Genomic DNA, 12,647 nt, shown 5'->3' with positions numbered 1-12,647 from the left:
AGGGAAAAATGTCTAATCTAATGGTGGAAAATCAAACAGAACAAGTTTCTATGTTTTTAGAAGATGTTATTCATTTGATAACCAATTATGTAAATTATCATACGTTGCCTTCTTTATTAGAAGAGACACCGGCAGGAAACGAACAATATTATAAAGGGTTATTAGCGTCAATAAGACGTCTTCTCGTTTTTTGTGAAGAAGGACATGATGCGTGTTTTGTTTTGTTAAATAGCCAGCCATTTCGAAAGACAGCAGCTGAAAAGATTTTATATAAAATTTATCATCAAGTAATTGCAGAGTTTTTTTCACCAAAGAGTGATCATTGGTATGAAAATAGTCGGTCTGCTTATACAGGGAAAAACTCCATCGTTTTTCAACAAACACCACCTGCATCTGTAGAGGAAGTAATGAAGAGCTTAGAGGGGAAATTCCAATTGATGCGTGAAGAATTAGAATATTATGAGACTGATTATCAAACAAAGATGTTACACAAATATTAACTGCGAAAAAGAAGCTGAGGGGACTTAGCTTCTTTTCCTTTTGTACAGTTATATAAGAGATTTCCTTTGAATATATTTAAGGGGATAGCATTAAGGAGGTGTAACATGAGTCAGCAAGGTGTATTCACAGATTACTTTCATGAAGTAGAAAGCTGGTGTGAAAGTGTTCTTCACGTATTAGATAGCCGTGCAATGGAAGTGTATGATGTCCATATGCTTGCTTATAAAATTCAAACGTTATTAGACCGTATGAAAGAGCATGAGTATGATACAGATGCAGAGTTTATGTATGAAATAAGTGATGATGTAGAACATATTCAGCATCATTTGCAGGAAGTATTCGTGCAGGGGGAAGAGGAATATGAACTATGTGAAAGAGGGGATAGTGAACGAGCTGTTCCAATTGGAGGGCATACACTCCCACCACTACCTTATCCATATAATGCGTTAGAACCGTATATTTCTAGAGAAATTATGATGTTACACCATGATAAACATCATCGTAGTTACGTGGAAGGATTAAATAAGGCAGAGAAGATGATGGAAGAAGCAAGAAAAACAAATCAATTTGATTTAATTAAGCATTGGGAAAGAGAAGCTGCTTTTCATGGATCAGGTCATTACTTGCACACAATATTTTGGAATAACATGAAAAAAGGTGGCGGCGGAAGTCCAAGAGGGGCTCTTTCACACCGGATTGAACAAGATTTTGGAAGTTTCTTGCGTTTTCAAAAACATTTTACAGAAGCAGCCTCTAAAGTGGAAGGTTCAGGATGGGCAATTCTCGTTTGGGTTCCGCGATCGGGAAGATTAGAAATTTTACAGAGTACACTTCATCAATTATTTACACAATGGGATACGATACCGCTCCTTGTACTAGACGTGTGGGAACATGCGTATTATTTACAATACCAAAATCGAAAAGATGAATATATTAAAAATTGGTGGAATGTTGTAAATTGGCCGGATGTAGAAAAAAGATTTGAAAGTGCAAAACAAATAGAATGGACACCTTATTAGACGCAGGTTCTCTGCGTCTTTTTTATTGGAAGGAGAGGGAGATTTCGTTCATATTTTAAAAGGCCAAGCATACACTTGTACAAAAAGTGCCAAAAGGACGTGGGGGGAAATATGAGACGAATTTGTGTAATCATTACGCTTCTTATTATGTACGCAAGCGTTATACCAATTCCTACATATGCAAAGATGACCAGCAATGTTAGTGCTCGAAATGCTGTATTAATGGAGCAACAGTCAGGTCGCGTATTATACGGAAAAGCAGAACATGAGCCGCAAAAGATTGCTAGTATAACAAAAATTATGACTGCCTTGTTAGCTGCTGAGTCAGGAAAAATGAAAGAAATGGTCTCGGTTAGTAATGAAGCAGTGAGAGTAGAAGGCTCAGCAATTTATTTAAAGCCTGGACAGAAAGTAAAATTAGAGGATTTAGTATATGGACTCATGCTTAGATCTGGTAATGATGCAGCACAAGTAATTGCTGAAAATGTAGGAGGGAGTATAGAAGGGTTTGTATATTTAATGAATGAAAAGGCGAAACAAATTGGAATGAAAGACACTCACTTTTCAAACCCACATGGTTTGGATGGAGATGGATCCCATTATTCGTCGGCCTATGATATGGCACTTTTAACAAGGTATGCAATGGGGAACGAAACTTTTAAGAAAATTTTTGGAACAAAAACGTATAAATCAGATTCGTGGGATTATCCGTGGAAAAATAAACATAAACTTGTGACGTCGTATTATGAATTTGCAACAGGGGGAAAAACAGGTTTTACGAAGAAAGCAGGAAGAACGCTTGTTACAACAGCATCAAAAGATGGACTAGATCTAATTGTCGTAACTTTGAGCGCTTCTAGTGATTGGGATGATCATATGAATTTATTTGATAAAGGTTTTGACCGTTTCGAACAAACAAAAGTTTTAGGACAAGGAGCACTTGCTGAAATAACCGAAAAGAAATACGCCAATCATGTTTACACGAAAAATAGTTTTTCAGTACCTTTAACTGAAGAAGAAAAAAAGAGCGTAGTATTAAAAGTTGAACTAGATAAAAGTGCAAAGCTTGTGGATGGAGTAAAGGTTGGAAAGACAGACGTTTATGTTGGCAATGAGAAAGTTGGAGAACGGAATTTATTTTATAGTAAACGAAAGTTAGTAGCTACAACGGGAATGTACTGGAATAATGTGAAAGAAATTTTTTCTTACATGATAGGTGTTGGGAACGATGGTTAATCTCGTATGGGTAGCGATGGCTGTCATTGGGATTGTGTATGCGATGATAAATGGAACAATGGAAGAAATAAATAAAGCTGTATTTGATGGAGCGAAAGATGCGGTAACGATTTGTATAGGACTCATTAGTGTTTTAGTATTTTGGCTCGGCTTAATGAAAATTGCAGAGGAAGCCGGATTGTTAAAAAAGTTAGTGGCACTTTTTATGCCGATAGTAAAAAGGCTGTTTCCAGAAATACCGAAGGATCATCCGTCAATGGGATTTATTTTATCAAATATGATGGCAAACTTTTTTGGTTTAGGTAATGCAGCGACCCCTCTTGGCATTAAAGCGATGGAACAATTGAAAGAGTTAAATGGAGGGAAGGATTCGGCGAGCCGTTCTATGGTAACGTTTTTGGCATTAAATACATCAGCGATTACTTTAATTCCTACGACCGTCATTTCGATTCGAATGACGTATGAATCAGCAAATCCAACTGAAATTGTTGGGGTAACATTCATTGCACAAGTACTCTCTATGATCGGAGCGATTTGGATTGACCGCTATTTTTACCGAAGAAGGAGTAGGAAGGGGCGGAAAAAATGAGCATTGTCAATACGATATCATTATGGGTAATCCCTTGTGTCATTGGTTTTATCCTTCTATATGGCACGATAAAGAAAGTTCCGACGTATGAATCGTTCGTTGAGGGAGGAAAAGAAGGGATTCAAATTGCAATCTCTATTTTACCGTTTATGGTTGGAATGCTCGTATCTATTTCTATATTTCGAGCTTCAGGTGCATTAGATGCAATGATATCAGTAATGAAGCCGATGTTAGATTTAATTCATGTCCCAGCAGAAATTGTTCCACTAGCACTTATACGTCCTATTTCGGGCTCTGCTGGTTTAAGTATTACGACCGATTTAATTGCGACGTATGGACCGGACTCGTTCATTGGGCGATTGGCTTCTACGATGCAAGGGAGTACAGACACAACTTTTTATATTTTAACAGTATACTTCGGAGCTGTTGGAATTAGAAAAATGGGAGATGCATTAAAAGTAGGACTTTTTGCCGATTTAATCGGAATTATTTGTTCGATTGTATTTGTTTCTCTATTGTTTCAGTAATGCTATTCATTTTTTATGCTATTTCGCTTATAATACGTATACGACCACTATTAAGGTGTTGCTTAATAGTGGTTTTTTTATGCGGTATTTTTGACAAAATAATGAACTTTTATTGTGAGCAATATGAAAAATATGGACAATAATAAAAGGTAAAAACATGATTTGACCTTTATATGTTTATTATCATCGCTATGTTGTTTAAGTAAGATGGAGCAAAAAGCCGTCAAGCGTATGCGGTTGCCAAGTCTTTCTAATGTAAGGTAAGATAAATTCGAGGTGAAAAAAAGAAATGGAACGATTACAAAAAGTGATTGCGCAAGCAGGTATTGCATCGAGAAGAAAGGCTGAGGAATTAATTCAGCAAGGAAAAGTGAAAGTTAACGGAAAAATAGTGAAGGAGTTAGGAACGAAAGTAACTCCTCAAGATAAAGTAGAAGTAAATAACATCCCTCTTGAAAAAGAAGAACCTGTTTATTTTTTACTATATAAACCAACTGGCGTAATTTCAAGTGTATCAGATGATAAAGGAAGAAGTGTTGTAACAGACTTTTTCCCGGAAATTACACAACGTTTATTCCCAATCGGACGTTTAGATTATGATACGTCTGGCGTATTATTAATGACAAACGATGGGGACTTCGCAAACGTATTAATGCACCCTAGATATAAAGTTGAAAAAACATATGTTGCAAAAATAAAAGGACCTCTAACAGGTGAAAAAATCCGCATGTTAGAACGCGGTGTTATGTTAGAAGACGGAAAAACAGCACCAGCACGTGTGAAGATTATTTCTTGGGACAAGCGTAAAGAAATGGCGATTGTACAATTAACAATTCATGAAGGACGTAACCGTCAAGTACGTCGTATGTTTGAAGTGTTAGATTGTAAAGTAGTGAAACTAAAGCGTGAACGCTATGCTTTCTTAGAAGTAGGAAGCCTGCGACCTGGTGATGCAAGAGAATTGACACCACATGAGGTAAAACAATTACGTGCATTGGCTTCTACAAAGCCTCGCTAATCGATATTGTGAAAATTTCACCAGTGGAATGCTCCGCTGGTGATTTATTAAAAAATACATATATTCATCACTCGTCGAAGAGAGGGGAGACAATATGAAAAAAAATCGCTTATTATTTCGCGTTATTATTCTGCTCATTTTATGTGGTGCTGTAGGATTTACACTTTATCAAGGATATTTCTCTAAAGAAGAGAAAATGGAAATTGGAAAAGAAGCACCTAACTTTGTTGTGACAGATTTAGAAGGAAAGAAAATTGAGCTAAAAGATTTTAAGGGAAAAGGTGTATTTTTAAACTTTTGGGGTACGTGGTGTAAACCTTGTGAAAAAGAAATGCCTTATATGAATGAACTATATCCAAAGTATAAAGAAAAAGACGTTGAAATCATTGCGTTAGATGCAGATGAAACGGATATTGCTGTTAAGAATTTTGTGAAACAATACGATCTTAAGTTCCCTGTTGCAATCGATAAAGGTGGAGAAATTATAAAAACGTATGGAGTAATACCATTACCAACAAGCTTCTTGATTGATAAAGATGGTAAGGTGATTCAAGAGATTAAAGGTGAACAAACGAAGGAACAATTGGAGGAGTATTTAAAGAAAATCACTCCGTAATAAAGAAAACCTTTACATACAAGGCGCTTACCTATAGTGCCTTTGGTTTAAAAATTCTGAGTATTGCGGTAACTTGAGGTTAGAATATACAATAGTACATATAGATACAGGGGCGGTGAGAGTGTTGAAAGAAATTAAATGTGAATGTGGACATGTGAATCCGATAGGAACTGTTTTTTGTGAAGCTTGCGGGAAACCATTTGAAAGCAATGAAAATATAAAACTATTGGATATGCGCTATGAGGGGAGTGCTCGGAGATCTCTCACGCAAACAAAAACGATTATTGATAAAATTTGGAGCTTTTTCTCTTCTGTAAAAGTCGGTGTATGGCTCATTGTAATCACTTTAGCTGCATCGGCGATAGGGACTATTTTTCCGCAAGAAATGTACATAACTCCAGGAATTGCACCAGCTGAATATTATAAGCAAGAATACGGATTTTTAGGGCAATTATACTATCAATTAGGCTTTAATAATTTATACGGTTCGTGGTGGTATATGATTTTAATTGCTTCAATTGGTATTTCACTTGTGATATGCAGTTTAGATCGTGTCATTCCACTTTATAAAGCTTTAAAGAAGCAAGGGGTGAAAAGACACCCTAGCTTTTTAAAGAGACAAAGATTATACGGTACTGGTACACCGCAAGATGGTGATTTTGAAAGAGTTCAAAAGAATTTAAAGAAAAGAAACTATAACGTAAAAGTGGAAGACGGAAATATTTTGGCAGAAAAGGGACGGTTTTCACGCTGGGGTCCATATGTGAATCATATCGGTCTCATCATCTTTTTATTCGGTGCGATGCTCCGTTTTTTACCAAGTATGTACGTAGACGAAGCGATTTGGTTACGTGATGGAGAAATGAAAGAAATACCAGGGACAGATGGTCAATACTATTTAAAAAACGAGAAGTTTATAAAGGAAGTTTATGATAAAAGTAAGGACAAGGAGGTTTTTGATGAAGCAATTGACCGTGTAGGTGATAAAATGATTGCGAAAAACTTCCAAACGAATGCTGTATTGTATAAAGCAGTAGGGGAAAATATAGCAGGACAAAAGCCGAAATTGGAAAAAGTAAAAGAAGCGGAAATTCGAGTGAATGAACCACTGAAATTTGATAAGTTTGCAGTGTATCAAGTGGATTATAAAGAAAATGAATTTAAAAGTATGTCCTTTAACTTGCAAAATAAAGAAAATAATCAAAAGTGGGGACCGATTAAAGTTGATTTAACAAACCCTGCAGAAAAATATGATTTAGGAAATGGTTATTCTTTAGAACTATTAAGCTATTTCCCTGATTTTTATTTTGATGAGAATGGAAGACCAAATACAAAAACAAAATTACCAAACAACCCTGCATTTGTATTTAAAATGTTTACACCTGAAACACCAGATGGTGAAGTGAGTTTTGTTGGTATCCAGCAAAATATAGAACCTGATGGGAATAACAAATATAAAATGTCCTTTGCAGGTGTGGAAATGCAAAATGCAACAGCACTTACTGTAAGAAAAGATTTAACGCTTTGGATTCTCGGTATTGGAGGGTTTATATTTATGGTTGGTGTCATTCAAGGAATGTATTGGAATCATCGCCGTATTTGGATACAACGCGTTAATGATGAATGGTGGATTGCAGGACATACGAATAAAAACTGGTTCGGTTTAAAGAAAGATATTGAAAGAGTACTAGAAGGTACAGCAATTCCGCAACCAAATGATAAAGTAGTCGATAAAAAAATTAGTTAAGGTGGGGAAACGATATGGTGCAAATAAGTAGTAACTTTCTCTTTACCGCATTTATTTTATATTTAATTGCCACTCTATTTTTTGGGGGAGCAATTAAAGAAAAGGGTCATAAATGGGCAAATGTAGGAATAACGATTACAATTTTAGGGTTTATTGCACAAACGGTATATTTTGTTACAAGATGGATTGCATCAGGACATGCACCGGTTAGTAACTTTTTTGAGTTCGGTACGTTTTTCGGCATGATGCTTGTCGGAGCATTTATTGTCATGTATTTTATGTACCGCGTAAGTATAATTGGGCTCTTTGCATTACCAGTTGCGCTTTTATTAATTGCCTACGCGAGTATGTTTCCGAGGGAAATATCACCGCTTATTCCATCTTTAAAAAGTAATTGGTTACATATTCACGTGACGACTGCGGCTGCAGGGCAAGCAATTTTAGCAATTAGTTTTATTACAGGCGTTATGTATTTATTGAAAAATGTAGATCAATCAGTGAAAAGTAAACGTACATTTTGGCTAGAGACGGTAGTATTCACACTTGTTTGTACAGTTGGGTTTATTGGAGTAACAACGGTATATTCTAGTATGAAATATGAAGCAAAGTTTCAATGGATTGATAAAAATGAACAACAAGTGGAAATGAAATACAATCTTCCGGCTTTAGTGGGGCCGCATGAAGGGAAGTTACTGACAGAAAATAAATTAGAGCCGACAGTTGAAGTTCCGGCGATTGTAAATGCGAAAAAATTAAATACTGTTATTTGGTCAGTGTTAGTCGGAACGTTACTCTATATTGTATTAAGGCTAATTTTACGTAAACGATTATCAGCGGCACTTCAGCCGTTAGTGAAAAATACGAATAGCGATTTGTTAGATGAAATAGGATATCGTTCTATTGCAATTGGATTCCCAGTTTTCACATTGGGTGCATTAATTTTCGCTATGATTTGGGCTCAAATAGCGTGGACACGTTTTTGGGGCTGGGATCCGAAAGAGGTTTGGGCACTTATAACGTGGCTCTTTTATGCGGCGGTATTACATTTACGTTTATCAAAAGGATGGCATGGAGAGAAGTCAGCATGGTTAGCGGTAATTGGTTTTGCAATCATTATGTTTAACTTTATTGTAGTAAACTTAATTATCGCGGGTTTACATTCATACGCATAGAGAAATAAAATAGGAGAGTGTATGTCACTTTCCTATTTTATTTTTGTCAACTTTTCTTCTTTTTTGAGAAAAACATGACAAAGTAGCGGTTGATTTTGTAAAATGATGTCGAGGACATTATATACTGTTCAAAAAAAATACATAGTTTTGGAAAAAAATTGAACAAACTTTATTATTCTTGTGAAGCATAATATGGGAAGTGAAACATTTAGAAGATTGCTTAAATAAACGAGAATAGCGCAACATAATAGTATAGAAGGGTAGGTGTGAACCGTTGTGGTAAAAGTACGCAACGGGTAGAAATGGAAAATGAATCAAGAATTTTAATTGTAGACGATGAGGATCGTATTCGTCGTTTGTTGAAAATGTATTTAGAGAGAGAACAATACACAATTGAAGAAGCAGACAATGGTGATACAGCTTTAGAAATGGCGCTGCAAAATGATTATGATTTAATCCTATTAGATCTTATGATGCCTGGTAAAGATGGTATTGAAGTATGTAAAGGGGTTCGTGAGAAGAAAGCGACGCCAATTATTATGTTGACAGCAAAAGGTGAAGAAGTAAATCGAGTACAAGGGTTTGAGGTAGGAACCGATGATTATATTGTGAAACCATTTAGCCCACGTGAAGTAGTGCTTCGAGTGAAAGCGGTCTTACGCCGTTCTGTACCAACAACATTCTTTACACAAGATACAACGACAAAAGATGTTACTGTATTCCCTCATTTAACAATTGATAATGATGCACACCGTGTTACAGCAGATGGTAATGAGGTGAACTTAACACCGAAAGAGTACGAATTACTATTATTCTTAGCGAAAGCGCCTGATAAAGTATTCGATCGTGAGCAATTGCTAAAAGAAGTATGGCAATATGAATTCTTCGGAGATTTACGTACAGTTGATACGCATGTAAAGCGTTTACGTGAGAAGTTAAGTAAAAAATCACCCGATGCTGCGAAGATGATTGTTACCGTTTGGGGCGTAGGTTACAAGTTTGAGGTTGTGAACGACTGATGCTTTGGAGAAGTGTAGTAGGGAAGTTATGGATGACCATATTACTTCTCGTTTCGTTCGTGCTTGGATTTGTTGCGATTTTACTTTCACAGTTTTTTAGAACATATTATGTAGATATGAGTGAAGCTAGGCTTCAAAAAGTTGCAACAAGTGTTTCAGAGTTAATTGAAGAAGGTGCCGATGTAAAAACGATTGAGAATATCGCGTACAAATTCTCTGACCCACTTTCAAGGATCATTATTGTAGAAGATGGTAAAGAAATATCTTCTTCACCGAAACAAGAAGGATTAGTCACTCTTACAATGGATGATTTGAAAGAAGATAAAGAATTAGCGGCTGTTTTTACAGACAAAAAAGAAATTAAGAATAACATTAGAAAAGCCTCTAATAGTAGAAAGAATAAAAATACTGAAAATGATATTATGATTGTCGGAAAACCAGTGCAGTCAAAAAATCAAAGTGCAGTGTTTGTATACGAATCTTTACAAGTACCGATACAAGGTATGGAAAGAACGACTGATTTTATATTCTTATCAGCAGGGATTGCGATTATATTAACAACTTTCTTTGCATTCTTCTTATCTACTCGAATTACAGCGCCACTTCGTAAAATGCGTGAGGTTGCTTTTGAGGTGTCGCGTGGGAAGTTTGATGCAAAAGCTCCTATGGTATCCCAGGACGAGATTGGTGAGCTTGCAACAGCCTTAAATCAAATGGGGAAACAGTTGAAGTTTAATATGAATGCCCTGCAGCAAGAGAAAGAACAGTTAGCTAGTATTTTAAGTAGTATGGCAGATGGGGTTATTACATTAAATCAAGAGGGTGAAGTCGTTGTAATCAATCCGCCGGCTGAACATTTCTTACAAGTTTGGCAAGAAGAAAAAGAGATAGAGCTCAGTAAAAAACTACCTTCTGAACTTGTTGAACTATTCCATCTCGTTGTAGAAAGCGAACAACAACAAGTGGTTGAAATTAATTTACAAAAAGGTAACTATGTAGTTCTTATGACGCCGCTTTACAATCAAACGAAAATTCGTGGGGCTGTAGCTGTATTGCGTGATATGACGGAAGAACGCCGTCTTGAGAAAATGCGCCAAGACTTTATTGCGAACGTATCACATGAACTTCGTACACCGATGGTCATGCTCCAAGGGTATAGTGAAGCAATTTTAGATGATATTGTGCAAACAAAAGAAGAAATTAACGAGTTTGTTCAAATCATTTATGATGAATCCGTTCGTTTAGGGAAACTTGTAAATGAATTGTTAGATTTAGCGCGTATGGAAAGTGGTAATGTAGAGTTACATATAGGTGAAGTTGATATTCATCCTTTCGTTGAAAAAATAGGTCGTAAATTCCAAGGAATTGCAAAGGATAAAGAAGTCGCGTTAACGGTTGATTTCAAAAATCCAATTGAGCAATACCCGTTTGATGCAGATCGTATGGAACAAGTATTGACGAATTTAATTGATAACGCAATACGTCATACGAACGCAGGTGGACACGTAACGCTTGTAATTGATACGAAAAATAATGGTCTTATTTTTGAAGTACAAGATTCGGGCGCTGGTATTCCAGAAGAAGATATTCCATTTTTATTTGATCGTTTCTATAAAGCTGATAAAGCAAGAACACGTGGGAAAAAAGGTGGAACAGGACTCGGGCTTGCGATTGCAAAAAATATTGTGCAAGGCCATGATGGGAAAATTGCTGTTTCAAGTGTTGTTGGAGAGGGAACTACATTCTCTGTATATTTACCGAATCGTATAATTTAAATATGCGTTTTAAAAGTTGATAATGAATAAAGTTCTACTGTTGTTTATTTTTTTGTAAAATCAATTAAATAAATAATAGTAGAACTTTTTTTCTAACTTAGTCGAATGAAGAATGATGAGAGGGGTGTCGTAAAGCAATGAAATTATATACAAAAACAGGAGATAAAGGGACAACAAGTGTAATAGGTGGCAGAGTGGATAAAGATAATATCCGAGTGGAAGCATATGGCACGATAGATGAGGCGAATTCTCATATTGGATATGCGATGACTAAACTACAAGGCGGGGTTTTCGGAGATATTTACAATGAACTTGAAAATATTCAACATGAACTATTTGATTGCGGGGGAGACTTGGCGATAGTAGGTGAGAAAATTCCTTATAAAGTAAAAATTGAAATGGTCGAAAACTTAGAAGGTAGAATTGATTCATATATAGAAGAAGCACCGCCGCTAGAGCGCTTTATTTTACCAGGTGGAAGCGAATCAGCAGCTGCTATTCATATTGCACGTACAGTTGTAAGGCGAGCAGAACGATGTATTGTGTCCTTGCAAAAGGAAGGAGAAATAAATGCAGTTGTTCTAAAGTATGTCAATAGATTATCTGACTATTTATTTGCAGTGGCTAGAGTAATAAACGCTCGATTACAAGTAAAAGATGTAGAGTATAATCGCAGTGCAATCGTTTTTCGTGATAAGAAAGAGAAGGAAGTGGAGTGATTCACTTTCTTTTTTTGTATACTTTTTTCTGTAATATACCAAAATAGAGAAGGTATGGTCGTAATTAGAAAACGGAGGATGTATATGAAAGCTTTAAAATACGGCGTCATGTTATTGACAGTACTGTTTTTATCTCAATTACATGTGTACGCAGAGGGAAATCAATGGGCATGGCCTGTTGAAGGACAGATAAGTGATTATTTTGGAACAAGGCACGGAAAACACTACGGTATAGATATAGCGGCACCGATCGGCACGCCTGTGTCAGCTATTCAAGAAGGGAAGGTAACAAAGTCTTATTATTCAAGTAGTTATGGAAACGTTATATTTATTAAACATGGAGAATATGAGGCTGTGTATGCACATTTAAATAAGAGATATGTAGTTCAAGGGGATTATATTTCAAAAGGAGAAATAATTGGAGAAGTAGGAAATACAGGAGAATCCCGAGGTGCACACTTACATTTAGAAGTTCATCAAGGAAGATGGACGATGGCAAAAAAGAATGCGATGAATCCATTGCTTGTTTTACATGAACAAAGAAATGAAACAGTTTCTTCATCGTTATACGTTGTCCAAAAAGGTGATACTCTAGTTAGCATTGCACGGAAATTTAGAATGTCCGTTAAGGAAATTCAAGAAAAAAATGGGTTGCAACAAGAGCTCATTTATCCAAATCAACAATTATATGTAAAGTAAAAAAAAGAGC

At 36.1% G+C, this 12,647-nt stretch carries 13 protein-coding genes; all 13 read left to right on the top strand.

The features are described 5' to 3' along the window. Window positions 1-8 precede the first annotated feature (8 nt). The 13 genes from QCI47_RS20710 (at window position 9) to QCI47_RS20650 (ending at window position 12,637) form a co-directional block, all read left to right on the top strand. Window positions 9-500, top strand: coding sequence for a YpuI family protein (locus QCI47_RS20710; protein WP_000067567.1), 492 nt, complete (start codon window positions 9-11; stop codon window positions 498-500). Between the two features lie 105 nt (window positions 501-605). Continuing rightward, on the top strand, window positions 606-1,520 hold the full coding sequence (locus QCI47_RS20705; RefSeq protein ID WP_000082669.1) for a superoxide dismutase: 915 nt from the start codon (window positions 606-608) through the stop codon (window positions 1,518-1,520). Between the two features lie 111 nt (window positions 1,521-1,631). Next, window positions 1,632-2,756 carry a D-alanyl-D-alanine carboxypeptidase DacB gene (gene dacB, locus QCI47_RS20700; protein WP_001252622.1) on the top strand — a complete coding sequence of 375 codons (1,125 nt, stop codon included), beginning with the start codon at window positions 1,632-1,634 and terminating at the stop codon, window positions 2,754-2,756. Next, window positions 2,749-3,345 (top strand): spore maturation protein SpmA, encoded by a 597-nt coding sequence (spmA, locus tag QCI47_RS20695; protein ID WP_000247808.1) that lies wholly within the window; start codon window positions 2,749-2,751, stop codon window positions 3,343-3,345. Before dacB ends, spmA begins: the two co-directional genes overlap by 8 nt. Further along, a complete protein-coding gene (gene spmB / locus QCI47_RS20690) occupies window positions 3,342-3,872 on the top strand; it encodes a spore maturation protein SpmB (protein ID WP_000029510.1) in 531 nt (176 codons plus the stop codon). Before spmA ends, spmB begins: the two co-directional genes overlap by 4 nt. Window positions 3,873-4,161: 289 nt before the next feature. Next, on the top strand, window positions 4,162-4,890 hold the full coding sequence (rluB, locus tag QCI47_RS20685) for a 23S rRNA pseudouridine(2605) synthase RluB (protein ID WP_061130455.1): 729 nt from the start codon (window positions 4,162-4,164) through the stop codon (window positions 4,888-4,890). 94 nt (window positions 4,891-4,984) lie between these two features. Beyond that, window positions 4,985-5,506, top strand: a complete 522-nt coding sequence (gene resA / locus QCI47_RS20680; protein WP_309422591.1) for a thiol-disulfide oxidoreductase ResA — start codon at window positions 4,985-4,987, stop codon at window positions 5,504-5,506. A gap of 121 nt (window positions 5,507-5,627) precedes the next feature. Continuing rightward, a complete protein-coding gene (gene resB / locus QCI47_RS20675; RefSeq protein WP_000910527.1) occupies window positions 5,628-7,253 on the top strand; it encodes a cytochrome c biogenesis protein ResB in 1,626 nt (541 codons plus the stop codon). A 14-nt stretch (window positions 7,254-7,267) separates the two neighbouring features. Next, complete coding sequence (gene resC, locus QCI47_RS20670; RefSeq protein ID WP_309422592.1) at window positions 7,268-8,425, top strand: cytochrome c biogenesis protein ResC; 1,158 nt, start codon at window positions 7,268-7,270, stop codon at window positions 8,423-8,425. Between the two features lie 302 nt (window positions 8,426-8,727). Next, complete coding sequence (gene resD, locus QCI47_RS20665) at window positions 8,728-9,444, top strand: DNA-binding response regulator ResD (protein ID WP_000426862.1); 717 nt, start codon at window positions 8,728-8,730, stop codon at window positions 9,442-9,444. Then, window positions 9,444-11,219 (top strand): sensor histidine kinase ResE, encoded by a 1,776-nt coding sequence (resE, locus tag QCI47_RS20660; RefSeq protein WP_000964682.1) that lies wholly within the window; start codon window positions 9,444-9,446, stop codon window positions 11,217-11,219. Before resD ends, resE begins: the two co-directional genes overlap by 1 nt. Window positions 11,220-11,356: 137 nt before the next feature. After that, window positions 11,357-11,938 (top strand): cob(I)yrinic acid a,c-diamide adenosyltransferase, encoded by a 582-nt coding sequence (locus QCI47_RS20655; RefSeq protein WP_076873271.1) that lies wholly within the window; start codon window positions 11,357-11,359, stop codon window positions 11,936-11,938. 84 nt (window positions 11,939-12,022) lie between these two features. Then, window positions 12,023-12,637, top strand: coding sequence for a peptidoglycan DD-metalloendopeptidase family protein (locus tag QCI47_RS20650; protein WP_000645703.1), 615 nt, complete (start codon window positions 12,023-12,025; stop codon window positions 12,635-12,637). Window positions 12,638-12,647 lie beyond the last annotated feature (10 nt).

It is taken from the genome of Bacillus cereus group sp. RP29, from assembly GCF_040459765.1.
In the GTDB taxonomy this organism is placed as follows: domain Bacteria; phylum Bacillota; class Bacilli; order Bacillales; family Bacillaceae_G; genus Bacillus_A; species Bacillus_A paranthracis.
This window is presented reverse-complemented; position numbering and strand designations above follow the sequence as displayed.

Coding starts and splice junctions, on each gene's coding strand:
- spmA (WP_000247808.1), top strand. CDS start 2,749: ATGGTTAATCTCGTATGGGTAGCGATGGCTGTCATTGGGATTGTGTAT.
- QCI47_RS20705 (WP_000082669.1), top strand. CDS start 606: ATGAGTCAGCAAGGTGTATTCACAGATTACTTTCATGAAGTAGAAAGC.
- resA (WP_309422591.1), top strand. CDS start 4,985: ATGAAAAAAAATCGCTTATTATTTCGCGTTATTATTCTGCTCATTTTA.
- dacB (WP_001252622.1), top strand. CDS start 1,632: ATGAGACGAATTTGTGTAATCATTACGCTTCTTATTATGTACGCAAGC.
- resD (WP_000426862.1), top strand. CDS start 8,728: ATGGAAAATGAATCAAGAATTTTAATTGTAGACGATGAGGATCGTATT.
- QCI47_RS20655 (WP_076873271.1), top strand. CDS start 11,357: ATGAAATTATATACAAAAACAGGAGATAAAGGGACAACAAGTGTAATA.
- resC (WP_309422592.1), top strand. CDS start 7,268: ATGGTGCAAATAAGTAGTAACTTTCTCTTTACCGCATTTATTTTATAT.
- QCI47_RS20710 (WP_000067567.1), top strand. CDS start 9: ATGTCTAATCTAATGGTGGAAAATCAAACAGAACAAGTTTCTATGTTT.
- rluB (WP_061130455.1), top strand. CDS start 4,162: ATGGAACGATTACAAAAAGTGATTGCGCAAGCAGGTATTGCATCGAGA.
- resE (WP_000964682.1), top strand. CDS start 9,444: ATGCTTTGGAGAAGTGTAGTAGGGAAGTTATGGATGACCATATTACTT.
- spmB (WP_000029510.1), top strand. CDS start 3,342: ATGAGCATTGTCAATACGATATCATTATGGGTAATCCCTTGTGTCATT.
- QCI47_RS20650 (WP_000645703.1), top strand. CDS start 12,023: ATGAAAGCTTTAAAATACGGCGTCATGTTATTGACAGTACTGTTTTTA.